At 59.1% G+C, this 24,845-nt stretch carries 23 protein-coding genes and 3 pseudogenes; 10 read left to right on the forward strand and 16 right to left on the reverse strand.

Annotated features, from left to right (window positions below):
• Together ACVWXZ_RS09620 and ACVWXZ_RS09625 are read right to left on the reverse strand one after the other, a co-directional pair.
• Positions 1-194: pseudogene (locus tag ACVWXZ_RS09620) on the reverse strand (hypothetical protein); the annotation flags it as partial.
• A gap of 33 nt (positions 195-227) precedes the next feature.
• Positions 228-881: a cobalt-precorrin-8X methylmutase gene (locus tag ACVWXZ_RS09625; RefSeq protein ID WP_414329503.1), complete on the reverse strand. Its 654-nt coding sequence runs from the start codon at positions 879-881 to the stop codon at positions 228-230.
• A 101-nt stretch (positions 882-982) separates the two neighbouring features.
• On the opposite strand from ACVWXZ_RS09625, the gene ACVWXZ_RS09630 reads away from it, so the two are divergent.
• Positions 983-2,101, forward strand: coding sequence for an alpha/beta fold hydrolase (locus ACVWXZ_RS09630; protein ID WP_457482451.1), 1,119 nt, complete (start codon positions 983-985; stop codon positions 2,099-2,101).
• A gap of 125 nt (positions 2,102-2,226) precedes the next feature.
• On the opposite strand, the gene ACVWXZ_RS09635 is transcribed toward ACVWXZ_RS09630, so the two are convergent.
• Together ACVWXZ_RS09635 and ACVWXZ_RS09640 are read right to left on the reverse strand one after the other, a co-directional pair.
• On the reverse strand, positions 2,227-2,874 hold the full coding sequence (locus ACVWXZ_RS09635) for a flavin prenyltransferase UbiX (RefSeq protein ID WP_011431889.1): 648 nt from the start codon (positions 2,872-2,874) through the stop codon (positions 2,227-2,229).
• 166 nt (positions 2,875-3,040) lie between these two features.
• Positions 3,041-3,571 (reverse strand): ATP synthase subunit B family protein, encoded by a 531-nt coding sequence (locus ACVWXZ_RS09640; RefSeq protein WP_238376845.1) that lies wholly within the window; start codon positions 3,569-3,571, stop codon positions 3,041-3,043.
• Between the two features lie 533 nt (positions 3,572-4,104).
• On the opposite strand from ACVWXZ_RS09640, the gene ACVWXZ_RS09645 reads away from it, so the two are divergent.
• From ACVWXZ_RS09645 to ACVWXZ_RS09655, 3 genes are all read left to right on the forward strand, one after another.
• Positions 4,105-4,347 carry a DUF751 family protein gene (locus ACVWXZ_RS09645; RefSeq protein ID WP_041436092.1) on the forward strand — a complete coding sequence of 81 codons (243 nt, stop codon included), beginning with the start codon at positions 4,105-4,107 and terminating at the stop codon, positions 4,345-4,347.
• Positions 4,348-4,625: 278 nt separating this feature from the next.
• The gene (locus ACVWXZ_RS09650; protein ID WP_414406340.1) at positions 4,626-6,161 is read left to right on the forward strand and encodes a site-2 protease family protein; all 1,536 of its coding nucleotides are present in this window, start codon (positions 4,626-4,628) and stop codon (positions 6,159-6,161) included.
• Between the two features lie 44 nt (positions 6,162-6,205).
• A complete protein-coding gene (locus ACVWXZ_RS09655; RefSeq protein WP_457482452.1) occupies positions 6,206-8,056 on the forward strand; it encodes an aspartate kinase in 1,851 nt (616 codons plus the stop codon).
• A gap of 6 nt (positions 8,057-8,062) precedes the next feature.
• Here the strand turns inward: ACVWXZ_RS09655 and psbA are convergent, their stop codons facing one another.
• Complete coding sequence (gene psbA / locus ACVWXZ_RS09660; RefSeq protein ID WP_457482453.1) at positions 8,063-9,118, reverse strand: photosystem II q(b) protein; 1,056 nt, start codon at positions 9,116-9,118, stop codon at positions 8,063-8,065.
• 356 nt (positions 9,119-9,474) lie between these two features.
• Positions 9,475-12,723, reverse strand: a complete 3,249-nt coding sequence (gene carB, locus ACVWXZ_RS09665) for a carbamoyl-phosphate synthase large subunit (protein WP_457482454.1) — start codon at positions 12,721-12,723, stop codon at positions 9,475-9,477.
• A 278-nt stretch (positions 12,724-13,001) separates the two neighbouring features.
• Between carB and ACVWXZ_RS09670 the strand changes: the two genes are divergently transcribed.
• Entirely contained in the window at positions 13,002-13,235 is a 234-nt protein-coding gene (locus tag ACVWXZ_RS09670) for a FitA-like ribbon-helix-helix domain-containing protein (protein WP_071818136.1), read from the forward strand.
• Positions 13,207-13,620 (forward strand): annotated as a pseudogene (locus ACVWXZ_RS09675) (PIN domain-containing protein); the annotation flags it as partial. The gene ACVWXZ_RS09670 and the pseudogene ACVWXZ_RS09675, both read left to right, overlap by 29 nt.
• Positions 13,621-13,938: 318 nt before the next feature.
• On the opposite strand, the gene ACVWXZ_RS09680 reads toward ACVWXZ_RS09675, so the two are convergent.
• Genes ACVWXZ_RS09680 through ACVWXZ_RS09710 form a run of 7 tightly spaced genes read right to left on the reverse strand, consistent with a single transcriptional unit; the run spans position 13,939 to position 17,911 of the window.
• A complete protein-coding gene (locus ACVWXZ_RS09680; RefSeq protein ID WP_457404128.1) occupies positions 13,939-14,619 on the reverse strand; it encodes a Na(+)/H(+) antiporter subunit B in 681 nt (226 codons plus the stop codon).
• Complete coding sequence (locus tag ACVWXZ_RS09685) at positions 14,616-15,137, reverse strand: DUF4040 domain-containing protein (protein WP_414357736.1); 522 nt, start codon at positions 15,135-15,137, stop codon at positions 14,616-14,618. The genes ACVWXZ_RS09680 and ACVWXZ_RS09685 overlap by 4 nt, the downstream gene beginning before the upstream one ends.
• 9 nt (positions 15,138-15,146) lie before the next feature.
• Positions 15,147-15,428 carry a monovalent cation/H(+) antiporter subunit G gene (locus ACVWXZ_RS09690; RefSeq protein ID WP_011431879.1) on the reverse strand — a complete coding sequence of 94 codons (282 nt, stop codon included), beginning with the start codon at positions 15,426-15,428 and terminating at the stop codon, positions 15,147-15,149.
• Positions 15,429-15,447: 19 nt separating this feature from the next.
• On the reverse strand, positions 15,448-15,699 hold the full coding sequence (locus ACVWXZ_RS09695; RefSeq protein ID WP_011431878.1) for a hypothetical protein: 252 nt from the start codon (positions 15,697-15,699) through the stop codon (positions 15,448-15,450).
• Complete coding sequence (locus tag ACVWXZ_RS09700) at positions 15,696-16,100, reverse strand: Na+/H+ antiporter subunit E (RefSeq protein ID WP_041436089.1); 405 nt, start codon at positions 16,098-16,100, stop codon at positions 15,696-15,698. The genes ACVWXZ_RS09695 and ACVWXZ_RS09700 overlap by 4 nt, the downstream gene beginning before the upstream one ends.
• Positions 16,084-17,556 carry a cation:proton antiporter gene (locus tag ACVWXZ_RS09705; RefSeq protein WP_457482455.1) on the reverse strand — a complete coding sequence of 491 codons (1,473 nt, stop codon included), beginning with the start codon at positions 17,554-17,556 and terminating at the stop codon, positions 16,084-16,086. Before ACVWXZ_RS09705 ends, ACVWXZ_RS09700 begins: the two co-directional genes overlap by 17 nt.
• Positions 17,549-17,911, reverse strand: coding sequence for a cation:proton antiporter subunit C (locus ACVWXZ_RS09710; protein ID WP_414357739.1), 363 nt, complete (start codon positions 17,909-17,911; stop codon positions 17,549-17,551). The genes ACVWXZ_RS09705 and ACVWXZ_RS09710 overlap by 8 nt, the downstream gene beginning before the upstream one ends.
• Positions 17,912-18,243: 332 nt before the next feature.
• On the opposite strand from ACVWXZ_RS09710, the gene ACVWXZ_RS09715 reads away from it, so the two are divergent.
• Positions 18,244-19,503: a molybdopterin molybdotransferase MoeA gene (locus ACVWXZ_RS09715; protein ID WP_457404124.1), complete on the forward strand. Its 1,260-nt coding sequence runs from the start codon at positions 18,244-18,246 to the stop codon at positions 19,501-19,503.
• 68 nt (positions 19,504-19,571) lie between these two features.
• On the opposite strand, the pseudogene ACVWXZ_RS09720 reads toward ACVWXZ_RS09715, so the two are convergent.
• From ACVWXZ_RS09720 to ACVWXZ_RS09730, 3 genes and pseudogenes are all read right to left on the reverse strand, one after another.
• Positions 19,572-20,476, reverse strand: a pseudogene (locus ACVWXZ_RS09720) (IS630 transposase-related protein).
• A gap of 166 nt (positions 20,477-20,642) precedes the next feature.
• Positions 20,643-22,106 (reverse strand): cryptochrome/photolyase family protein, encoded by a 1,464-nt coding sequence (locus ACVWXZ_RS09725; protein WP_457482456.1) that lies wholly within the window; start codon positions 22,104-22,106, stop codon positions 20,643-20,645.
• Positions 22,107-22,228: 122 nt separating this feature from the next.
• On the reverse strand, positions 22,229-22,444 hold the full coding sequence (locus ACVWXZ_RS09730; protein ID WP_238376842.1) for a hypothetical protein: 216 nt from the start codon (positions 22,442-22,444) through the stop codon (positions 22,229-22,231).
• A 191-nt stretch (positions 22,445-22,635) separates the two neighbouring features.
• Here ACVWXZ_RS09730 and rbfA point away from each other — a divergent pair, with 191 nt between their 5' ends.
• The 3 genes from rbfA (at position 22,636) to ACVWXZ_RS09745 (ending at position 24,789) form a co-directional block, all read left to right on the forward strand.
• On the forward strand, positions 22,636-23,070 hold the full coding sequence (rbfA, locus tag ACVWXZ_RS09735; RefSeq protein WP_457388081.1) for a 30S ribosome-binding factor RbfA: 435 nt from the start codon (positions 22,636-22,638) through the stop codon (positions 23,068-23,070).
• Between the two features lie 295 nt (positions 23,071-23,365).
• On the forward strand, positions 23,366-23,899 hold the full coding sequence (locus ACVWXZ_RS09740; protein WP_457482457.1) for a hypothetical protein: 534 nt from the start codon (positions 23,366-23,368) through the stop codon (positions 23,897-23,899).
• 41 nt (positions 23,900-23,940) lie between these two features.
• Complete coding sequence (locus ACVWXZ_RS09745; RefSeq protein ID WP_457482458.1) at positions 23,941-24,789, forward strand: pseudouridine synthase; 849 nt, start codon at positions 23,941-23,943, stop codon at positions 24,787-24,789.
• Positions 24,790-24,845 lie beyond the last annotated feature (56 nt).

A 24,845-nucleotide genomic window follows, 5' to 3' on the forward strand; every position in this document is an offset into this window, starting at 1 on the left:
GCCTCAAAGCGCTCGGCAGATCGTTGCTGTTCAGCCCGGATCTCGGAGATTTGGGCTGCAAAGCCCTGCCGCATCTCAACCATCTGAGCCTCAAAGCGCTCAGCCGACCGCTGCTGCTCGGCCCGCATTTCTTGGATTTGTTCTTGTTGTTGCTGAAGGTTGCGAATCAGCCACTCCTCTTGTTCTGGGGTCATGGGAAAGGTCTGAAGATATCCCTTCAATTCTAGTCAGTTGGGGATGGGATCCCGTTGAGCTGCCAAGAGAAGGGCATTGACAATGGCAGCAGCAACTGGGGATCCGCCTTTGCGGCCCTCCACGCGAATCTGGGGAACATCCGTTTGCGCCAACGCCTGCTTGGCCTCTTCCACCGCCACAAATCCCACCGGCACTCCGATCACCAAAGCCGGCTTGACCCGCTGTGCCCGAATCTCCTCCACCAAAGCCAGCAACGCGGTGGGGGCATTGCCAACGACAAACAGGGCTTCTGGATAGCGGCGTGCCAAGTTCACCATCCCATTGGCGGCGCGGGTTTGACCGGGCCAACGGGGCTCCTCCACCCAGTCCAAAGCACAGTAGAGGGGGATCCCTTGGGCTTTCAGACCTGACTGGATCCCAGCTGCCACCATCCTGACATCGACAATGACAGGCTGCTTTTGCCGTAGGGCTGCCAGGGCGTGTTCAACGGCGTTGGGGCCGAAGAAAAAGCGATCCCGCAGCTCAAAGTCGGCAGTGGCATGAATGGCACGGCGCACCACCTCATAAGGGATCCCTTGCCAGGGGTGGGGGCCGATCTCTTGATCGATCTGGCGAAAGCTGGCAGCGGTAATCGGGTCTATCCCGAAGGCTTCATCCATTGGGTCTGGGGTTATGGACACAGTCATGCTGGCATGTCCTGGAAGATATAGAAGAACCGGTGGCAAAGTACGTCCTATTAAATGATGAGCCGAGGAAACCACTAAGATTGGTCTAGCCTAAATTGGAGATGAGCCTATTGTTATCACCCACTCCTCCCTTGCACGGACTCGACTCCCATCCTTCCCCTTCTGCTCCCGTCGGCGCCAATTCCGTTGGCGCTCCCGGTTTCTCCTCTGTTGATGCGCCCCCCCCTTCCCCAACGGGCAGCGACAGGGATCCCTTGTCGGCTTTGCCTCGCTACGGCTACTCCCAAACCTGGCATTGGCGGGGCTGGCCCATCCATTTCACCTACACCCCCAGTCGCGCCCAAACCCTTACCGGTGTCGTCAACTTGACGGCAGCTCCGGCCCTTTTAATCCATGGATTTGGAGCGTCAGTGGGTCATTGGCGCCACAACATTCTCCCTCTGGGATCCCAGCGCTCCGTCTATGCCCTCGACCTGCTGGGATTTGGCAAGAGTGCCAAGCCGGAGATTGCCTACAGCGTTGATCTGTGGGTGGAGCAGGTACACGAGTTTTGGCAAACTCACATTCAGCAGCCCAGCATCCTGGTGGGCCATTCCATCGGGGGCTTGGTGGGAGTCATTGCCGCCGCCCGCTATCCCCAGATGGTGAAGGGCCTGTGCTTGATTAGCTGCGCCGATGGGCCCCATCCGGAAGAATTGCCCTCTCCCTGGGATGCTCTGGTGCGAGCCCTCTGCGAAGGGATTCTGTCGTTGCTGGGGTGCCCCCTCACTTATCCCCACCTCTTCAACTGGCTGCGACAAACCGAGGTGCTACGAGCTTGGATCAAGAATGTCTACAAGCGGGATGAGCAGGTGGATGACGAGCTGGTGCAGATCTTCCAGAGACCGGCCTTTGAGCCGGGGGCAGCCCACGTGTTTTTGGACGGTCTGAGGGCCATTCTCTGCCGCCGCTTCGACAGCCCCAAACGCCTGCTGCCCACCCTAAAAATGCCTATCTTGCTACTTTGGGGCCGAGAAGATCCGGCAGTGCCCAGTTTTTTGGCAGACCAATTTAAGCGCTGGCAACCTGCCCTCACCTTGGTGAAGCTGCCGGGAGTAGGCCACTGCGCCCACGACGAGCTGCCTCACTGGGTCAACACCCTCATCGGGGAATGGGCGGCCAGTCTGGAGACCTGCCCTGACTTGCCCACCCCCCTTCAGCGGGATCCCCGAGTCGGCTAGCTCAGCAAGTGATCTGAGCTATTCCCGGCAAGGTGCCACAAGTGAGGGCTATCGGCACAGGGCCCCCCCAGCTTGGAACACCCCCAAGCCAAATCCCAGCCTGCCGCCGGGAAAAGGGATCCCGCTCAGAGATCAGGGGGCAGCTTGAGGATCTGATGCTGGCGCATCCCCTGCCAGCGGCGAATGAGATCGCCATCAATACCGAACTGATCCAACGCCTTCACCACCACAAAATCCACCAAATCTAGGATGGTACGCGGCTGGTGGTACCAAGCTGGAATGGCCGGAACAATGCGCGCCCCCGCTTCTGCCAGAGTGGTCAAGTTGCGCAGGTGGATCAGGCTAAAGGGGGTTTCCCGCGGCACCACCACCAAGCGTCGTCCCTCCTTGAGCTGCACATCAGCAGCCCGCTCCAGCAGATCCGAGCTCAAGCCGGCAGCCAACTTGGCAACTGTACCCATGCTGCACGGGATCACCAACATCCCCTGCGTGCGATAGGAGCCACTGGCAATGGTTGCCCCCACATCCTGCCAGCGATGACAAACTAGGGATCCACCGCTGCTCTCGGCTTGCTGTCGCCAAAAGTGGGCCTGCTTGCGGGGGTCTGTCGGCAGCAGCACCCCTTGTTCTCCCTGCCACACCTGATAGGCCGCTTTGGAGGCCACCACTTCGACGCGGTAGTCCAGGCTGAGCAGAACATGCAGAGCGCGCACAGCATAGAGCATCCCTGAAGCGCCTGATACGCCAAGGATGATGGGCAGAGAGGATGTCAAGGGCCGCTGGGGAACGTCTTCTGCTCAAGTCTAGCGAGGGGAGCCGTCCCTCGCCTGCTCAGGAGATCCCTAACCCACCGCTCCAAAAGACTTGCACAACGCGGGATAAAAATGCTCCTGGCACAGGTTGAAGGCAGCGCTCAAGCCCCAGTCTGACTCTTCTCTGTTAGGTCTGCAGATTTTGTCGCCCGTTGCGGATCACCCGCAAGGATTCCACCAACCGCAACTCCAGGTCTTGCAAAACCTGATCCACGTAACGGTGGGCCTCCCGCTGCAGGCGCTCCGATTCCTGCAGTGTCTGTCGCCGCACCTCCTCACTATGTTGATAGGCTTGTTGCAATAACTGCTCCGCCTGAGCTTGGGCCTGTCGCAGAATCGCCGATTCGTTGAGGAGCTGCTCAGCCCTACGTTGGGCCGCGGCCACAATTTCTTGGGCGTAGCGATTGGCCTCTGCCAAGATCCGATCCCGCTGGCGCAGCAGTTCCTCCGCTTCCTCCAGGGCTGTCGGCAGGTTCAGGCGGATAAAGTCTAACTGCTCCAGAATCTTTTCCTCTTCAATAAGGGTGCGAGACCAAAATAGGCGAGGGCTACTGAGAATGGCTGCCTCCAATTGATCCAGGGCCTCCTGGACGCGCATCAGAGCCAGGGTCTGATCCCCAAAGGGTACGCCGGCACGATTGGAAGGATCAGAGGGCAATTCTCGCATCAGTCTATGAAGAGGGGAGGCTGCACTGAGCAAAAGAGCAGATCAGGCAGGATAACGCCTACCATATCAGGTTCTCGGTTTCCTGAATCTGCGCAGTCTCCCCTTCGCTCCAACCACTCTTCGTGAAGTAGATGTTCTTTTTGATATGAGGGGACGATGGACTTTCTCCCTCGCGGAGGCTGTGAGCCAAGCGGCAGAGAGGCTGCTTACCGGTCGGTTGGTGCCACAGCGGCTGGGGAGCCGAGGTTGCTCGGCTGCCAAAAGAGCGCCAATGGAGGAGATTTATAGTCATTTTGAATAGAAATAAAACATTTCCGTTGCATTGCTCTCCAACCCCCCTCTCCCAGAGAGATGAGCTGGGGGGTCGCGGCAGCGGCGCGGAGCGTTTGGGGAGTGTCTCAATCTAGTTTGAGATGACTACACTTTTTGAGTTGCCGCCAGTTCCCTGAAGATGGCCAGCCTCCAGATGGTTGACAGCTACCTATGGCACACTGAGAAAAAAGGAGTTGGAGCCCCAGCCTCTTATGCCACAACCGCAGCCCCCCAGAAGACTGGAAGACCAGTTTGTCGAGAATGTCTCCCGTTATCCCACTTACTTTATTACCGTTTTGCTGGGGGGGATCTGGGCTGGCCTCCAGCCTTTTGTCGGCCTGTATCGCAAAAGTCCAACAGCGGCGGCTATGGTGACGCTGGGATCCCTTTTGTTGCTTCTATTTGTTTATTTCACCCTGCGAGGCATGACAGGGAATACCTTTTGGCCAGAATAGATACTGGGTTGAGGTTGGGGCCCATGGGCGAAGCCGTGCAGTGGACGCCGGCAGCATAAGCACGCCTCAAGGGGATCCCTCTTTTTCGCCCCACTGCTGACAAGAAGTAAAGTGCTCCGCACCGCTCGCGCGAATGAAAAGTTTGCCCCGGAATGGTGGCGGTCTATGGGCAGGCCAAGCCTCAATTGGCTCTTCAGGGATCCCGGCTGCAAGCTGTAGCGAGGGGATTGGATTTGCCGCTAGCTTGGTAGAGGTGTTCTCCTCCGTTTTTTGAACTCATGGCAGATTGGATCCTGTTGGCGCTGGTGGGTTCTGCAACCTACCTGCTGCTGCAAAAAAGTGTGGCCCGCCTTTCGAAGGTGCCGTGGCGGATCCTGTGGCTGGTGATGATGCTGCCCCCTTTGGTTTGGGTGCTGGGGCGTCAGGTGTTTCAGTACGAATTGCCTCCCTTGCTGATGTTGCTGCTGTTTCTCACCTCCTACTTTACCAGCATGACCTTGGTGAGACGAGGGGGTATTCGACCCTCAACCGGAGGCCCTCGGCCAGAGGTGGAAAACTCCTCTCCAGAAGCGGATCCCTCGCCGGCTGGGGAACCTGAGCCAGAGGAAGAGGAGGAAGACGGCGCCGCAGATCCGGTCTCGCTGGCTCTTGCCCACACCCCCATCTCCGAAGTGCCGCGGGAGAAGCTGAGCCATTGCTTCCCCTGGAACGTCTTTTATTTGCAAAATGTGGAGTACCGCCCCCAGGCGATCATCTGCCGGGGCAACTTGCGGGCGGATCCCAGTGAAGCCTATGAGCGGGTGCAGCAGAATGTGGAAACCACTTTCGGCAAACGCTTTTTGGTGGTGCTGCAGGAGGGGTTTGCCGGCAAGCCCTTTTTTGCCTTGGTGCCCAACCCGGCGGCGCGGCGCTCCCTGGCGGACAGTCGAGAGTTGCCGCTGCTGGCTTTGGGGCTGTTGCTATTCACCTTCTGGACGACCCTCAGTGCTGGGGCCCACGCGGCTGGGGTTAGCCCTGACCGGCTGCTGCATTTGCCCTCTCTGATGAAAGGGTTGCCCTATGCGGTCGGGATCCTTGCCATTTTGGGATCCCATGAGTGGACTCGTTACTGGGTGGCCCGCCGCCACCACATCAAAACCTCGCTGCCCTATTTCATCCCGGTGCCTTTTGTCCTAGGGACTTTTGGGGCGTTTATCCAGTTGAAAGAGCCGGTGCCCAACCGCAAGGTGTTGTTTGATATCGCCGTCGCCGGGCCGCTGGCAGGGAGCCTTGTTGCTTTGGGCATGCTGTTGCTGGGGCTGTTGTTTTCAGCGCCTGCAGACCCTCCCGCGGTGCCGGAGGGGCAGCCGACCCCGATTAGTTTTCATCGCATTGACCCGCGCCTATCGGTGCTGCTGGCAATTCTGGCCCGCATGGTGCTGGGGGATCAGTTGCAGCCGGGGCAGGTGATCGAGCTGCACCCGCTGGCCTTTGCCGGCTGGCTGGGCTTGGTGGTGATTGCCTTTAACCTCATGCCGGTGGGCCAACTGGATGGAGGGCACATTGTCCACGCAGTGTATGGACAGCAGATGGGAGCGAATGTGGGCCGGGTAGCCCGCTGGTTGGTGCTGCTGCTGGCTTTGACGGTGCAGCCTTGGCTGTTGCTCTGGGCGCTGCTGCTGTTTGTGATTTCCAGTGCTGACGAGCCGGCCCTCAACGATGTGACGGAACTGGACGAGGCCCGGGATCTGCTAGGGCTGGGGATGCTCACGCTGCTGGTGCTGATCCTGCTGCCGGTGCCGCCGTTTTTGCAAAATGGGCTGGGCTTGGCCTAGATCCAGGGTAGGATCCAAACCGCCCCTGACCTCGTTCTTCTCTCATGGAACGCAGCTTAATCGTTCAAAAGTACGGCGGTACCTCTGTCGGCTCTGTGGAGCGTATCCAAGCCGTGGCCCAACGGGTGGCCCACACGGTGGAGCGGGGACATCGGGTGGTGGTGGTGGTCTCGGCGATGGGGGATGAAACCGATCGCCTTGTGGGCTTGGGGGAGCAGATCTTGCAGGGATCCCCGACCACACCGGCCCAGTTGCGGGAATGGGATATGCTCCTTTCCACCGGTGAGCAGGTGAGCATTGCCCTGGTGGCCTTGGCGCTGCAACGCTTGGGGTGTCCTGCCCTTTCCCTGACGGCAGCCCAGGTGGGCATTGTCACCACTCGGGATCACAGCCGGGCCCGCATTTTGCACATCCACACCGACCGCCTGTGGCAGCACCTGGAGCGGGAAGAGGTGGTGGTGGTGGCCGGGTTTCAGGGCATCACCAGCCTGGCGGAGCTGGAGATCACCACCCTAGGTCGGGGGGGATCCGACACCACGGCGGTGGCCTTGGCAGTGGCTTTGGGAGCAGAGCTGTGTGAGATCTACACCGATGTGCCGGGGATCTTCACCACGGATCCGCGTAAGGTGCCTGAGGCCAGGCTGTTGCCGGAGATCACCAGTGATGAAATGCTGGAGCTGGCCAGCTTGGGGGCGCAGGTGCTGCATCCCCGCTCGGTGGAAATTGCCCGCAACTACGGTGTGAAGCTGCGGGTGCGCTCCAGCTTGGAGCCGTTGCAGGCGGGATGCGAGGGCACTCTCATTCTTTCTCCTCCCCCCCGTCCTCGTGCTGCCGACAGCAGTATCGAGCTGGGCCTGGCGGTGGATACGGTGGAGCTGGATCGGGATCAGGCCAAGTTGGTGTTGGTGGGGGTGCCGGATCGCCCTGGCATTGCCGCCCAGCTCTTTCAGGGGATCGCGGCAGCAGGGGTGAATGTGGATTTGATTTTGCAGTCCCTCCAGTTCACAGCCTCTTGCGCCAGCGGGACGGACTCCTTGCCGCAGGGATCCGTGCCCCAGCCCACCAATGACATTGCCTTTACGGTCAGCCGGTCGCAGGTGGCCGAGGCTGCAGCCGTTGCCCGGCGGATTGGCCAAGAGCTGCAGTGTGCAGCGGTGATTGTGGATGAGGCGGTGGCCAAAGTCAGCATTGCCGGGGTGGGGATGATGGGCCGACCTGGGATCGCGGCGCAAATGTTCCAGGTGCTGGCCGAGGCCGGGATCAATTTGCAGATGATCTCCATGTCCGAGATCAAGGTGAGCTGTGTGGTGGCTGCGGAGCGGGCCGGGGATGCCGCCTTGGCTCTGGGAGAGTCGTTCCAGGTGATCCCCCACTTGCATCGGGCAAAGATGCCGGCTGCCCCTCAAGACAGCCACCCGGTACGCGGTGTTGCCTTGGATTTGAAGCAATCGCGGCTGGGCCTTCGCAAAGTGCCGGATCGTCCGGGAACTGCCGCCCATTTGTTTGGGCGCTTGGCGGCTGCTGGGATCATCGTGGACACCATCATCCAAAGCCAGCGGGGCTACCACAACGGGATCCCCAGTACCGACATTGCCTTTACCGTGCCTCAGGATCAAGCGATGGCTGCTGAGGCAGTCTGCCGGCAGGTGGCCGAAGAGCTCCAGGCGGCAGGCGTTGACGCGGATCACGACATTGCCAAGGTCAGCATTGTCGGCGCCGAGATGGAAACCTACCCTGGCGTGGCTGCTCGCCTGTTTGCAGCCCTAGCCGAAGCCGGAATCAACATCGAGATGATCGCCACCTCGGAGATCAAGGTGAGCTGTGTAGTGCGCCGGGATCGAGGGATCCCGGCCTTGCAAGCTATTCACCGTGCTTTCCGGCTGGACTGCCCCTAGCCTGCCTTAGGGTTGAGCCGCCAGCAGCAAGGGAAAATGATGGGCGTTGGGGGCGTGCATCACCTGGATCCCCAGATTGGCGCGGTTGAGGAGATCGGCGTAGGTGGGGATGAAGCGGCCCTGGCTGTCCAGGATGGACTGGTTGAAGTTAAAGCCGTTCAAGTTAAAGGCCATTATGCCGATACCTATCGCCGCCGCCCAAATCCCCACTGTGGGCAGGGCCGCCATCCAGAAGTGGACGGAACGGCTGTTTCTCAGGCCCAGGCCGGGGAACCCCAGCCGCCCCAAGAACGCGTAGTGCCCGGCCAGGAAGTTGTAGGTGACTTCCTCCTGCCCGAAGCGGTAGCCGGCATTTTGTGACTCTTCTTCCGAGGTCTCGCGGATTAGGCTGGAGATCACCAGGGAGCCGTGCAGGGAGGCCAGCAGAGCGCCGCCAAAGACGCCGGCCACCCCCAGCCAGCTAGCAGGGTGCATGAGGATATTGTGCTCCGCCTGGAAAGCCAGCATGAAGTAGAAGGTGCCGGCGATCCCCAGGGGCAAGCCTTCCGAGAAACTGCCCTGGCCGATGGGGTAGACCAAGAGCACTGCCGTAGCCGCCGCCGCCGGAGCGGAAAACGCCACCGCAATCCAGGGACGCATGCCCAAGCGATAGCTCAGCTCCCACTGCCGGCCCAGGTAGCACCACACCCCGATCAGGAAATGGAGCACGATCAGTTGGTAGGGGCCGCCGTTGTAGAGCCATTCATCCAAAGAGGCGGCTTCCCAAATGGGATAAAAGTGCAAGCCGATGGCCGCCGACGTGGGCACCACCGCCGCCGAGATGAGATTGTTCCCCCCTATCAAAGAGCCGATCACCGGCTCGCGGATCCCATCCACATCCACCGGCGGAGCAGCAATAAAAGCGATTACAAAACAAAAGGCTGCTGCCAACAAGGTCGGGATCATCAATACGCCAAACCAGCCGATGTACAGCCGGTTTTCGGTGCTGGTTATCCATTGGCAAAAGCCATTCCAACTCCAGAGCTGCCGTGCAGCCGAGGAGCGGCGAATTACCGTACTCATAGGCCAACTCCTAAAGAGACAAAACCATTCTTTGCTTTGTCGGCTTCCTTGAACGGGGCAAAACTCTTCCCGCGCCGACCGCCAAAAGCGTCTCCTTCTTTCAGGCTAGACAGTTTTAGGGACGCCGACAGGGATCCCTAACTTTCGCAACGGGACTGTGAAAAAAATGGATTTGTCGATACAAATCAGCACCGATATGTTGCAATTTGGAGGTCTTTGAGAGCTTCCCGGCGAAGGTCGGTCACTGGCAGTTGATGGCAGCCAAGCTCGAGCAGATGTTTCTCAAGAATGGGTTCAAGAAAGAGAAGTCGTTCAGGATCCGCTTTTTCTCCTGCCGGCAAGACCCTATGGGCTCTTCATGGGGCTTCCAGAAGTTTGCTTGGGGCATTCCTGGGTGGAAAAAAATCCTGCAAGCACTTCACCTGCAGGGATCCCGACTGCAAAGCACGGATGGCAGCCGCGGTGGCTTTGGCCCCTGCCAAGGTGGTCACCAGAGGGATCTTGTAAGCCAGGGCAGTGCGGCGGATCTTTTGGCCATCTTGCTGCGCCTCGACACCGGAAGGGGTGTTGATAATGAGCTGAATCTGGTGATTTTTGATGGCGTCGATGACGTGGGGCCGTCCCTCGTGCAGCTTGAGGACTTTATCCACCGGGATCCCGTGCTCGGCTAAAACTTTTTGGGTTCCTTCGGTGGCCAATAGGCGAAAGCCCAGCTCCACAAACTCGCGGGCTACCGGGACGACCGCCTGTTTATCCCGGTCGCTGACGCTGATGAACACCGTCCCCTGGAGAGGCAGATTCTGCCCCGCCGCCAGTTGGGCTTTGGCGTAAGCGCGGCCAAAGTCCGTGTCAATGCCCATCACCTCGCCGGTGGAGCGCATCTCTGGCCCCAGCAGCGTGTCGGTGCCGGGAAACTTGTGGAAGGGCAAAACCGCTTCTTTGACGGCAATGTGAGAGGGGATCACCTCCTGGGTAAAGCCCAGCTCTTCCAGAGTTTTGCCGCTCATCACCTGAGCGGCGTAGTCCGCCAGCGGATGGCCGATAGCCTTGCTGACGAAGGGTACGGTGCGAGAGGCGCGCGGGTTGGCCTCCAGGATATAGACTTGACCTTTTTGGACGGCGTATTGCACGTTGATCAGGCCCACCACCTTCAGAGCTTGGGCCAACTTCACCGTCCACTCGCGGATCACCCGCAGCACCTCGGGGCTGAGGGTGCGGCTGGGCAATACACAGGCCGAATCGCCCGAGTGGATCCCGGCCTGCTCGATGTGCTCCAGAATGCCGCCGATGGTAACAGCGCCGGTGCGGTCGGCAATGGCATCCACATCCACCTCCACCGCCTCTTCCAGGAACTGATCCACCAGCACCGGACGATCCGGATCCACCGCCACCGCCAGTTGCATGTAGCGCTGCAGGTCTTGGTCGGAATAGACGATCTCCATGGCTCGTCCCCCCAAGACGTAGCTGGGCCGCACCACCACCGGATAGCCGATGCGGCGGGCAATTTCCAAGCTTTCTTCCACGCTGCGGGCAATGCCGTTGGCCGGTTGGCGAATATCCAACTCCCGCAAGATGCGCTCGAAGCGCCCCCGATCCTCAGCAATGTCGATGGAATCGGGGGAAGTTCCCCAGATGGGAGCCTGGGCTGCCGCCAGCCCCTGCGCCAGCTTGAGGGGAGTTTGACCGCCAAATTGCACGATCAGGCCGACCGGCTGTTCCGCATCCACCAAGTTCATCACCTCTTCATGGGTGAGCGGCTCAAAATAGAGGCGATCGGCGGTGTCGTAGTCGGTGGAAACGGTTTCCGGGTTGGAGTTGACCATGATCGCTTCGTAACCCAGGCGGCTGAGGGCAAAGGCAGCATGACAACAGCAGTAGTCGAATTCGATCCCCTGGCCGATGCGGTTGGGGCCACCTCCCAAGATCATCACCTTCTCTTTGCGGGCCGGGAAAATCTCCGACTCGCTCTCGTAGGTAGAGTACTGGTAGGGGGTAGCAGCCTCAAATTCGGCGGCGCAGGTATCTACAGTTTTGTAGGTGGGGATCACCCGCAGGCTTTTGCGGCAGGCCCGCACCTGATGTTCCGTGGATCCGGTTAGGTGGGCAATTTGTCGGTCGCTGAAGCCCATTTGCTTGAGGTGTCTCAAGTCGTCAGCGCTCAGGGATCCCAGCTCCCGCCCCTTGAGGGCCTGCTCCACCTCCACCAACTCCTGTAGCTTGTCGATAAACCAGGGATCGATGTGGGTGAGTTGGGCAATCTCCTGGGCAGAAAAGCCCATGAGCAGAGCGGTGCGGATGGTGAGCAGGCGGAAGGGGTTGGGGGTGCGCAGGTTGGCCCGCACTTCCTCCGGCTTGGGGAAAACCTCCGGCCTATCGCTGCCAAAACCGGGACGGTCGATTTCCAAAGAACGCAGGGCCTTCTGGATGGATTCTTGAAAAGTGCGGCCAATGGCCATCGCCTCCCCCACCGATTTCATCTGGGTGGTGAGAACCGGCTCTGCGCCGGGGAATTTTTCAAAAGCAAAGCGAGGGATCTTGGTGACCACATAGTCGATGGTGGGCTCGAAGCTGGCCGGAGTTTTGCGGGTGATGTCGTTGGGGATCTCCGGCAGCGTGTAGCCCACTGCCAATTTGGCGGCAATTTTGGCGATGGGAAAGCCGGTGGCCTTGCTGGCCAAAGCAGAAGAGCGGGAGACCCGCGGGTTCATCTCGATCACCCGCACCTCGCCGTTGGCAGGGTTGACGGCAAATTGCACGTTGGATCCCCCCGTTTCCACCCCAATTTCCCGCATGATGGCGATGGCGTAGTCCCGCAGCCGCTGGTATTCTTTGTCGGTGAGGGTTTGGGCCGGGGCCACGGTGATGGAGTCGCCAGTGTGCACCCCCATTGGGTCGATGTTTTCTATGGAGCAGATGATCACCACGTTATCCGCCAGATCCCGCATCACCTCCAGCTCAAACTCCTTCCAGCCGATGACCGATTCCTCCACCAAGATCTGGGAAACGGGGCTGGCCTCCAAGCCGGCAGCGCAGATCTCTTCAAACTCCTCCTGGTTGTAAGCCACCCCACCACCGGTGCCCCCCAGGGTATAGGCCGGGCGGATGATGAGGGGATAGCCGATCTCCTGGGCAATCTGCTTGGCTTCTTCCAGGGTGTGGGCCAGGCCAGAGCGGGGCACGGCCAAGCCAATCCGCTGCATGGCTTGCTTGAAGAGATCCCGGTCTTCGGCTTTTTCAATGGCCTCCCGCTTGGCCCCAATCAACTCCACCCCGTACTGCTCCAGGATCCCTTGCTGGGCCAGTTGCACCGCCACGTTGAGGGCCGTCTGGCCGCCCATGGTGGGCAGCAGAGCGTCGGGGCGTTCCCGCTCGATGATTTTGGCCACAAAGTCCGCCGTCACCGGCTCGATGTAGGTGCGCTCCGCCATACTGGGATCCGTCATGATGGTGGCGGGGTTAGAGTTGACCAAAACGACCTCATAGCCCTCTTCCCGCAGGGCTTTGCAGGCTTGGGTGCCCGAGTAGTCGAATTCGCAGGCTTGGCCAATGACGATCGGCCCCGCTCCAATGAGCAAGATTTTGTGGATATCGGTGCGGCGCGGCATAGGGATCCCAGAGGTGGCAGAGTCAGCCTTCTATTGTAGAGGTCACCTGCAGGTCAAGTTGCTCATCGGGATCCCTCTTTTTTGAGTGTTGCGCTTTCAAAGGCTATGCACAGCAGGCAGAGCTTGGATCCCTGGCAGGCAGGAGTTCTCTGGGGCAACCCGCAAAAGGGCAGCTTCTTCATCAGTATCAATAGACGGGAAAACTTGAACTTTAGATGATGTCAATGCTATCGTCGCAGCAAAGCCGCCCAGGGATCTGCCGATCGAGGAAACGCTCTATGGCCACGTTAATTGTTCGCAATGTTGACGAAGCCATTGTCAAAGCTCTCAAACAAAGGGCTAGTCGTCACGGCGTTAGTGCAGAGGCCGAACACCGCAAAATCCTAGAGCAAGTCTTACTCCAGCCTGCGAAACAGTCCTTTGCCGAAGTGCTCAGATCGATACCTAACGTTGGCAACGATTCAGACTTTGAGCGGGTGCAAGATAACACTGCCCATGACGTATTTGCTTGACACTAACGTCATCAGTGAGCTGCGCAAACACAGTCAAGCCAACTCCGGGGTTCAAGAATTTCTTCAAACTGCCATTGAGCAAGAGGCCCGCATCTACATCAGCGTGATCACGCTGGGCGAACTCCGCCGAGGCGTTGAACTCATGCGCGATCGCGGCGATCATCTGCAAGCCAACCTTCTGGAGAGGTGGCTGCAAACGGTTGTCGATGACTATGCCGATCACATTCTTGATTTCACAATTACCGAAGCCCAGGTATGGGGAAGCCTGTGCGTACCTCACTCTCAAAATGCGATTGACAAACAACTGGCTGCTACAGCCTTGGTTTACGGACTTACCCTGGTTACTCGCAATGTCCGTGATTTTGCCGGGACAGGGGTACCTCTCAGTGACATCCTCCCGACGCTGACCCTACGGGTACAGTGCGGGCTTCCTAACCTCGCGGTTAGGCATTCCTGCCCCACGCCACTTATCGTAGGTCATAGACCCCCGACAGACCGACTTGGCAGGCGGTTTCCGTTCCCCAGAGTCCCTGGGTACTATACTGCATTGTTGCACAGGCCATGGCTGATGGTAAATACTTGTCTTATCCCATCGAGAGAATCGACAAGTGCGGGGAGTCCATGTATCCCGACGCTGATGCTTTGCATACAGCGCGGGACTTATAGCTCCCCGCGCCCCTCCTTTGTTAACCCATTTAGACCCTCATAACAAGCCGCGGTAGCGAATAAAGATCAAAACTGCCGCCCAGGATCCCAGCGCCACTTTGATCGCCACCAGAATATTGAGAATCGGGATCCAGCCGCCGCTAAACAGAGCTCCCAACTCCCCTCTGGGCAATTCCCAGCCGGCCAGAGCCATCACAGCCACCCCGATAAACGTCACCACCGACAGCTTCTCCCACATCGCAGCCCGCCACCGTTTGTAGATGGCCTCCATCCAGGCGGAAGAGGCGGTGATCGCCACCAAGCCAATGGCTGTCCCTCCTGCCACCCCAGCAGCAAAGCCCCCGCCCGGCGTCAGGTGCCCTCGAATGGCCAGCTCCACCGCAATCAAAGCCGAAATGGTGGCCCCCACTCGCGCCAACACAATCGAGGGAATATCGGTAAATTGAGCTACATTGGCCGTCGGCTGCTCATCCGCCAGCAGGTATTGGGCGCCCAAAATCGCCGTAGAAAACACCACCACTTCAAAGACCGTATCGTAGAGGCGGTTGCGCAGAATGAGACCCGTCACCGTGTTGGGCACACCGCTTTCGCTGGCCAGAATCTCCACTGCCTCGACTAAAGCTACGCCCGCTGCGCGATTGGGGGAAACGGATCCCGCCTCGCCCACAATGAGCTGTAGGGCTGCCAGCAGCACCGCTATCCCGTACACCCACTTCATGTCGCCATCACCTCAGCGGCCAGAGCTTGCTGCGCCAAAATGGCCTGCAGGCGGGGTACGCGTGTAACCAGGCGATACTCTGCTGCTTCTCCACCGGGCTCAAGGGCAATGGTGTGTACCTCTCGGCTGCGAAGAGCAGCCACCAACGCCTCCGAACTCCCATAGGCGGCCAACTCCAAGCGCATGTGATACCGCTGTAGCCCTTGGCGCATCTGCTGTAACAACTGCCGTGCTGCTGAGGTACTGGCCTCCAGCACAGGGCTGCCTTCGAGAACGCCCAGGCGCATGCTCAGCGAAGAGCGCACCGCAATGGCGTAGAGGGTAATAGAAAGCATGGTGCCCACCAGTGCCTCGGTCAGGGCCACATCCGCCGCCCCAAACAGCGCATAGATCAGGGCGGCAATCGTCCCCAGGATCCCTCGCATCACCAGGGCGTGATAGGGATTGGTCTGGGTCACCACCAGGCTCGCCGTCAGGGGCAGAAGCAACGCCATCACCAGCAACAGGGTCTCTTCCATCCTGGTCTCCTACAGGGACTTGCGCTGCGAGCAAAACGCCAGCACATAGCCCAGAATGGTATTCCAAATAGCCAGGGAGATCAGTGCCAACACCAACAGGGGCCATTCCCGTGGGATCCGCAACAGCAGCCCCAGCATGATGCTCATCGAGCCCAGGGTGTCCGACACCGAAAGGCCGTGCAGCTTAAATAAAATCGAGCGATCCCCAAGGAGCGGCGCCGTTCCCCACAACCAAAACAGCACACCAATCCCAAACAACAGATAGCTCAGACCTTCCACCCAGACTTCCATACCTACCCCCAGGGCCTTTCTAAAGCATTTCCAGCCGTTTCAGTACATGAGCCAAGAGCATTAAGGCCGCATTGCCCACCGACAAAATCAAAACCCCCACAATCCCGATCATCCAATCATCCCGCACCACCGACACCACCAAAATCAGGATGGCCGTCTTTGTGGCCAAGCTGGCAAAGGCGAGCATCGTCTGCCAAATATCTTCCTTCAGCCAAGCGGCATACAGGGGCAAGCACAGCGTTAGGGTCAGGAGAAACAGCAGTAGGTTCACACGTCCTCCCGCGGCTTGAGCACATGGACTTCATAAGTGCCTTGGGCATTGCAATTGAGCACGATGGTTTTGGGCGTGAAGGTAATTAAAAAAATATCCAGAAACACCAGCCCTGCTGAACGGTTGGGCAGGGTTTGTTTGTATACAACTTCCTCAACAGTGTGGGGCTTGAGGATCATCTCGAAGGCTTCCCAGTAGGCTCTTGGGATGGCGAGAAGAATTTCCTGGAGCACTCGCCCCCAATCCCGCCATTGCACCGGTGCGGAAGCCTGGCGCGGCAGCAGCAACGTTGCCGCCACCCCGATGGCCACATTGTCCCAGCTCAGATTGCCCGTCAGCAGAAACCAAATCAAGAGGCGCAGGCCGATCTCCAATAGACCCAACTCAGGGTAGCGTCCCATAGTTCCCCACAGCTAACAGAGCCCAAACCAGCACCAACACTATGCTCAAGCCGCCCACCACTGCTTCCAGCCCTTCGTTCACCGACCCTCCCTTCAAAGGGATCCGCTCCCAAAACCAGCCTAGGGGGATCCCAACGCCCAAACTGAGGAGCGCCTTGAGAAGATTGTCAGCGCCATAGGCCGCCGGTAGCCAGCCCCAGAGCAAGCCCCCACCCCAAAGCACCAGTGCCACTTTATCTTGCCAAGGAGTTGCAGAGGTGGTTGCCCCCTTCATTGGAGAAACAGGTGCCCGCAGCACTCGCACGCCTAAACAAGTGGTGCCGACGGTAACCCCCACCAGCAGCCACTCGTGCCAGGGATCCAGAGCAGACAAGCTGAGGGCCTTGGCCGCATACCCCAAACTGCCGGGTACCCCTGCCAGGGAAGCCGTCCCTAAGAGCAGCATCGGCCAACGCCAGGGATGGGTCACGCTTGTTCCAACAAACAGCAAGGGCTTTGCCAACCCATGGGCAAGACCGTACAAACCTGCCCATTGAGGGGCAGCAATCACAAATCCCATCTGCGATACCGAGCTCCAGGCGAGAAGGTGCTGGGGCGTGCTCGCCATCAAGGCCAGTAGGATCCCGAAAACGGCTGAACCAGCGCTCAAGTAGGGCAACCCCTGGGCCAAGACCGGCGAAGCCTCGCTGCAGCGCACCAAAGCCATGGCTCCTGCTTTGGTCGTAAAACCGCTGAGCACCGCCGCGATAACGGGATCCGCGGTAGCATAGGTGAGAGGCAGCCACAGGCCGGCAACGAAGATCGCCCCCTTGGCCAAAAGACCCACAGCAATCAGCGCCAAGGCCGTGGGGTCGGCCATAGCCAAACTGCTCATCGCCAGGGATCCCGTGCGCACATAGACCAGGATTGCGCCCATCAGGTAGAAGAGCATGGCCACATTGCTCATGAAAAGGTAGCGCAGCCCCACCCAGAGCTGGCGATCGCGGTGCGGAGCATTTTCTTCCACTGTGGGTTGGCCCTCAGCCCGCCGCCCGTAGGTCAGCAGCAAAAACACGCCGATGCTGAGCACCTCCAGGGAAACGTAGACGCTGATCAGGTCAGCACTGATGATGACGGCGTTGGCGCTACCGTGGACGATCAGCAACTGCATGGCCAGAAAGCGGCTGCCCGCAAAGCGTCTATCCAAATACAGGGCCACTCCTAGCGTGACCAGGCCGTGGGCCAAGAGCATCGCTGCTCCATTGGCATCGATCCGCAGCGTCACCCCGAAGTGATCCAAAAGCTGCAGCTCCAAGGGCGCAGCGGTTGTGCCGGGCAAGCCCCCCTGCTGCACCGCATAGGCCACCGTCAGCGCGGCCATCCCCACCAAGCTGGGACGGGTTAGGGCTGGCATCAAGTAGGTTGTGAAGGCCAGCAGAAAGGGCAGCGCCACCCATACCAGCGTCAGCTCAGTCATCGGTAGAAGTGCTCTGCGCCCCTGACGCGACTGCCTGTTCGATGCTCTCGACTTCGAGGGTGGGATGATTGCGGGAGAGCTTCATCACCCCCACCAACATCAAGGCTTGTACCGATAGGCCAATGACGATGGCCGTGAGGATGATCCCCTGAGGCACCGGGTCGGCATAGTCCAGCTCGCGCCAGGGTTTGTAGATGGGGGTGAACACACCGCTCCGGGCTGCCCAGATCACGAAGAAGGCGATGACCCCGGTGCTCATGACATCCATAGACAGGATCTTCATAATGAGGTTGCGCTTGACCACGACTCCCCAGAAGCCAAGGAAGATCGTGAGGATGACGGCGGCACTTAACATGGACACCTCGCTTGCTGCGCTCGAGCTATCTGGTCGCTCAGTCGTTCTAAGGCTACGCCCGCTACGTGACCAGTATCCAGCTTCCGCAGCCGCGGCAGCCAGATAGCCTGTGGCCGGCTGCAACGCTGCCGGGATCCCCATCTCCCCAGCAAGACCGGGATCCCGAATTCGAAAGAGCTGCAGCTCCCAATGGGCAACTTGCTGCGACTTCTTGCCAGCTCTGGAGCTTGGTGGGATCCTGGTCATACACCTCTCATGCCAAGGTCGGAATTCATGGCTGCTGTTCGCAGTTTAAGTTGTAATTTAATGGCCTTGGCGGAACCGACTTCTGGATGCTGAAGAAAGGTGTTGGAGAAGGGGGTTTAAAAGCCGTGATGCTGCCGGTGGCGGAAGCAGAAGCCCTGATTTTGCAGGCGGTTCAGCCGCTGGGCCCAGAGTGGGTGGAGCTGGGATCCGCCCAAGGCCGCGTTCTCAGCCAAACTGTGTATAGCCCCCAGGATTTTCCGGCCCATCCCACCTCCAGTATGGATGGCTATGCCGTGCGCCATGAAGATGTGCAAGCGGGGATCCCTTGTGAGCTGCAGGTGATTGAGACTCTCCCCGCCGGAAAGGCACCCACCCGAGAGCTCCAGCCTGGACAAGCGGTGCGTCTCTACACCGGCTCCCTCTTGCCCAGCGGTGCGGACACCGTGGTGATGCAGGAAGACACGCAGCAACCTTCGCCAGGAACCGTTCGCCTCTTGCAGCGTCCGCAGCGGGGCCAATTTGTCCGGCCTCAGGGAGACTTTGCCCGCCAGGGGGATCCCCTCCTGCCGGCAGGGCAGGCTTTGGGCGGAGCGGAGCTAGCCGTTTTGGCCGCCATCCGACAGGCGATGGTGCCGGTGTTTCGTCAGCCCCGGGTAGCCCTGTTCTCGACAGGGGATGAGCTAGTGCCCATCCAGCAGGTGCCGGGGCCGGGGCAGGTCGTGGATTCCAACCAGTACGGCCTGGCGGCTCTGGTCAAGGCAGCGGGTGGGATCCCGATCCAGTTGGGCATCGTGCCGGATCGGCTCCAGGTGTTGCGGCAGGTCGTCCAGCAGGCCCTGGCCTCCGCCGATGGGGTGATCTCTTCCGGAGGGGTATCGGTGGGGGATTTTGACCTGGTGGAAAAGGTGCTGGAGGAGTTGGGAGGCGAGATTTTCATCCGCAGCGTGGCCATCAAGCCGGGCAAACCCCTGACGGTGGCTCGTTTTCCCAATCCCCACGGCCCCCCCAAGCTCTACTTTGGCCTGCCGGGCAACCCTGCCTCTGCCCTGGTGACCTTCTGGCGCTTTTTGCACCCGGCCCTGCGAAAAATGGGCGGATCCCTGCCCCCCTACTGGCAGATCCTCTCCGCCTTCAGCCCGGTGGATCTGCATGCCGACGGTCAGCGGGAACACTACCTCTGGGGACGGCTGCAGGTCAAGCCCGAAGGGATCCAATTTCAGCCCGCCGCCAACCTCAATTCCGGCAATCTCATCAGTCTGGCCGGCTGTAATGCCTTGGCTGTGCTGCCAGTAGGGACAACCCAGATCCCTGCTGGTTCGCCCGTTCAGGTGCTGCAACTGCCCTGAAGATCCCTAGCCCTCCTCTCGCTGCTGCTGGAATAGCCGCCATAGTCAATCCAAATAACAATGAGACGCTAGCCAGTACAACAGTTCCGTCTGCAACAGCGGACCGCAGGCCTTATCACTTCATCCACAGAAGTTCCTCTATCAGCATGCATCCTTGCCCTCTTGAGAGCACTAAAGTCACCCTCAATCTCATTCAAGTCTGGCGAGGGCCTCAGCAAAAAACCACCTCCTGCCCTGCCGCTTTCATCAAATCCTTTATCCTTCCCTTCCGTTCGCCGAGCAGGCCCTAGGCCTTTGAATCGGCCCATTGCCTAGAGTCAATACAGATGTCCTCTCCAAACTCGGCATTTAGTGTCCCTCAAATTCTTCCGCATTCGAGCTACTTGAAAAAGCGTCGGGGCTATCAAACCCCCTCTCTCCTTCCTCCTACCGGCTACTCAGCTCTCTCTCTTCCCATAAACTTTCTCCCCTCTCTTTGGCCAAGCATAAAACAGGTGCGTATCTCCCCAAACCCTGTCTCGTCATTCTCTCATCATTCGCGTCAGCGGTGCAGAGCCCATTGTAAGCTAAACTCTCACTTCCATACTTCTGAACCAACTCCCTCAAGACCCTAGAGTCGTTGATTCTCTCTTGGATTCTCTCTTGCCAATCCCGCTCTCGGTGCCTTAACTCTTTTTTTTCGCGTTGTTTTCATCTTCCTAAGAGCATAGTAAATAGCGCTGGGATGGACGCCAAACCTCTGGGCTCTATCCTTCAGTCGAGCTTCTGGGTACTGTTCTACGTCTTGCTGCAGAGCGACCAAGTCTATCTTTCGCTTCCGAGTCTTGACTTTTGTCGGCCTCAGGTCTTCTCGGTTCAGCCAGCGATAAACCGTTGCACGACTGACTTTGTACATCTGTGCAGCTGCAGTGGGGCTGCCCCCTTCCTGGACATACCCTACGACTCTCTCTCTCAGGTCTAAGCTATAGGTCATGAAGCTTCCTCCTGAGGTCTACCCCCACGTCATCTTGCCTTTAACACCGTCTCATTGTCAACTGAATTGACTACAACTACACAGACCTGCTTTGTGGTCATTTCAAATGGCACCTGTCTTGCCTTTTGTCTGCCGTCGTCGAGAGAGGGGGCAGCGGCACAGAGGACTAGGAAGGAGGGGGGAGACCGTCTCGAACAGACCTAGAGTAGGCCTGCTGCACCGCCTGGTAGCGCCGTTTGAACGCCTGCTGCTGCACCTTGTGATCCACAATGGGATCCGGATAGCCACAACTTCGCCGTTCCCGCAAAGCCCAGGCTCCCTTGGGGTCATCTCCCACCCACAGCAGAGCCGGCGTATCCAGCCGTGCCAGCTCCGGCAGATAGCGGCGGATGTACTCTCCTTCCGGGTCATAGCGGGCTGCTTGCGTGGCCGGGTTGAAGATGCGCAGGGGCTTGGGATCCGTGCCCACACTGGCGCTCCACTGCCAACCGCCGTTATTGGCCGCCAGATCCCCATCCACTAGCTTTTGCATAAAGTAGCGTTCTCCCCAGCGCCAATCGATGAGCAGATCCTTGGTTAAAAAGCTGGCTACAATCATGCGGCAGCGGTTGTGCATCCAGCCGGTTTCGTTCAGTTGGCGCATGGCCGCATCCACAATGGGGTATCCCGTCTGCCCCGCACACCAAGCCTGAAACCAGTCCTGCCGATTGTCCCACTCCAGTGCATCAAAGGCTCGTCGATAGGCTCCGGTTTCCACGTGGGGCCAGTGGGCCAAGACATGCTTGTAAAACTCTCGCCAGCACAGCTCCTGCCGCCAAGTTTGCAAGCTGCTTTCGGCCTCTTGGCTGCGCACCTCGGCTTCCACCTCCCGCGTGGCTTGCCACACCTGGCGAATGCCGATCGTTCCCCAGCACAAGTGGGGGCTCAGTAGAGAAGTGCCCGGCTCAGCCGGGAAGTTGCGGGCTCGCTCGTAGTCCAAAATGCGCAAACCCTGACAAAAGTCTTCCAAAAGGGCTTGAGCCGCTGCTTCCCCCGCTGCTGGGATCCGCTGGTCGCAGACAAAGCCCAAATCTGCCAAAGTCGGTAGAGGCTGCGCTTTTAGTCCCGATACCGGCTGCAGACCCTCGGGGGTTGGGTAGGGATCCCGCTTGGGCAAGCTCGCCCACCTGCGCCAGAAGGGAGTGAAGACCGAATAGGGCTCCCCCGCCTGGGTCAACACTTCCCCCGGCCCGTGCAGCAGCACATCTTGGTAGGAGAAGGACTGGATCCCGGCTGCGGCCAAACTGGCCTGCACTCGACTCTCTTGCTGTAGGGCGAACGGCTCCCCATCGGCATTCCAAAACACGGCCCTGGCTCCCAGGTCTGTGGCCAAGCACCGCAACTCCACCGAGGGATCCCCCAGCCGCCAGATCAGTGGGATCCCCATCTGGGCGTAGCGCTCCTGTAGCTCTTGCAAAGCCTGGAGCAAAAAGGCCACCCTGGCCGGAGCCATGTCCGACCGCCCTAAGATCTGGGGGTCGAAAATGAAGACAGGCACCACCTGGGAGCTGCGCTGGGCTGCCTCATGCAGGGCTGTGTTGTCCCCTAACCGCAGATCGCGACGATGCCAAAGCAAAACGGGGGAAGTCATAGGCTGCCAAGCAATGGGATCCCATCTTGGCCGGTTGCCACCGTCCCTTTCAACTCACTCCCCCCAAGGCTGGGAGCCGGGGCGGCCAGAAGCTACATTCTAAAGAACCTTGAAGAACCCTATCAAAGCTCTAGACTGTCGAACACCCGACTGGGACAATAGCGGCAGCGCTCCTCTGGCTTTTGCTGGCCATCGCTGTATCCCATCGCGTAAGCTGTATCCCCCAACATCACCACCAGCTGAGTCAGCTTCAGGGAAAGCAACGGGTCAAGCGGCTCCGTCACATTCAGCATAAACTGCTCAATGGAGCGCCGCAGCGCCTCTGGCGTCTTGATCATCACGTCTCCATCCATCCATCGATGGCTTTAGGTATTCATACTCAAGGCAAGATGGACATGGACTCAGGATAAAGGTGGAAGGAAGAGATGCTCGTAGCATTGGCTACTGTTCTTGGGGCCAAGCTGGCGGGGGCTATGCTTCACACCGACCAGAGCAGGCTTGCGGATGATGTTAGCCTAGGTATCCAAAAATGGCGACAGCGCGACGGGTGGCACGGGTAGCAGAACTGATCAAACGAGAGGTCAGCCAAATCCTGCTCTCGGAGATCAAAGATGACCGGGTTGGGGCAGGGATGGTCAGCATTGTGGATGTCGAGGTTTCCAATGACCTGCAAAACGCCCGCATCTTCGTCAGCATTTATGGGGATGAGACAGCTCAACACCGAGCTATGGAAGGGCTAGCAGCGGCCACACCCTTTGTGCGGCGGGAAATCGGCCAGCGCCTCAGCCTGCGACGGGTGCCAACGGTGGTGTTTTTGCAGGATCGCTCTTTGGAGCGGGGATCCCGCGTTTTGGCTCTGCTTAACCAACTGAGACCGACCTTTGAGGCCAAGGCCCAGCCTGGGGTTGAGGAACCGCTAGAGAACACCGCCGAGGGCGAAGAAAACCCATCGGGCGGTGAATAATTGCACCGATGGCTAAGCAGACCAGATAGAGAGGCCTTTGCTTTGCAGCAATGCGGACAACATGAAAGAAAGATTTTTTACCGTTCGTGTCGCGTAAGCGGGCCCTGAAGTTTTTGGATTTGTTAGGCTTAAGGGAGCTATACAGCCCTTCCCCCGATCGTCTATCCGTACAGGACTCCATGTCTGCGGCACACTTGCGCAAACCAGAGCGCTCTGCTCCAAAGGGCAGCGGCGTTGTTGTGGTCAACCTGCGAAAGGGCTGTAAGGTTGCTGTCCATGCCTTTTCTGCCTTTTCATGGATGTTCAAAGCCCACTGCAACCGGATCCCTCTCTAGGGGGTGCTACTCCACTCCAAGCTCTGCAGGCCCTAAACCAGAGTGTTGCCGAAGCTTTGGTTTCCTGCTTGAAAGGGCAACCCCAACAGGCCACTCAGCACCTTTTGCTGGCTCTGCCGCAGCTCATGGCGGCTCTGGGGGCCTTGAGGCAAAAATCTTCCCTTCGCGTGAGCGGGCCGGAGGCCTTGGCCGAGCCTGCAGGTTGCCCTTCAGAAGCCCAGCCCAAGCGCATCATGCACATCGAAGGCAATCGCGTGGAAGTGTGGGTGGATAACCAAATTCGCAGCAGTTGGAGCATTTGGTCGGTGGGAGATCTCAAGGAAGTCTGTCGGCTGGCAGAAGAGTTCGACTGTGGCCTCAGCTATTCTCTAGGAGGAAACTCAGAGTCTCAGTCGGAGATGCTGCTGTTGCCCTCCAATTCTGCTGATTTGTCCGACCGACTCTCCAACCCCGTTCGCGCAAGCGGGCCAGACGCCTCAGGCTCCGCCGCCTAGCACCCCCAGCTTCGGTTGCTGCTTTTGCTGCTCAAATCCCCATGGCAGAACCCCAACGGCTACAGAAGCTCTTGGCTCAGCAGGGATTGGCCTCGCGTCGCCAGGTGGAAGCCTGGATCCTGGCCGGGCGCGTTCGGGTCAATGGGAAGGTGGTCACTGAGCTGGGCTCCAAAGCCGACCCAGAGCGGGATTGCATCGAGGTGAATGGGCAAGTGATCCCTTTGGCCAAGGATCCGGCGCGCTATGTTTTGCTCCTGCACAAGCCAGTGGGGGTTTTGTCAACCTGTGCAGATCCTTGGGGACGCAAGACGGTGCTGGATCTGCTCCCCCCATCTTGGAAACGGCAAACCCGCCTCTACCCGGTGGGCCGGCTGGATGCGGACAGCAGTGGCGCTTTGCTGCTCACCAATGATGGCGACTTGACCTTGAAGCTGACCCATCCGCGCTATCATCTGCCCAAAACCTACCGGGTACAGGTACAAGGGCATCCGAGTCAGGCCACTCTGCAACATTGGCGAGACGGAGTAGACTTAGAGGGGTACACCACTCTGCCGGCGGAGGTGGAGTTTTGTCCTGCCCCGGATTTCCGGCAAAGGGAGCATCCCAATTGCTCCTGGCTGAGGGTGGTGTTGTTTGAGGGACGCAACCGGCAAATTCGGCGGGTGGCGGAGCGTCTTGGGCATCCGGTGCTCAGCTTACATCGGGAAGCCATTGGCCCACTGGGCTTGGGCAACCTGAAAGCAGGCCAGTTCCGCCAGTTGGATCCCCATGAGCTCCGAGCTTTGCTGGCCCCTCTCACCGGGCACAGCAGCTCATCCTCGCAAGGACTCCGTCCCGCTTACGCGAACGGGAAGCGCCCTCTAAGGCCTCCGGCCCGCTCACGCGATTAGCTCGTCAGAGCCTCTAACTGAGTGCAAACTCTCACAGTAGCCTCCTTTCTTCCGCA

The sequence above is a fragment of the Thermostichus sp. MS-CIW-38 genome (assembly GCF_054058415.1).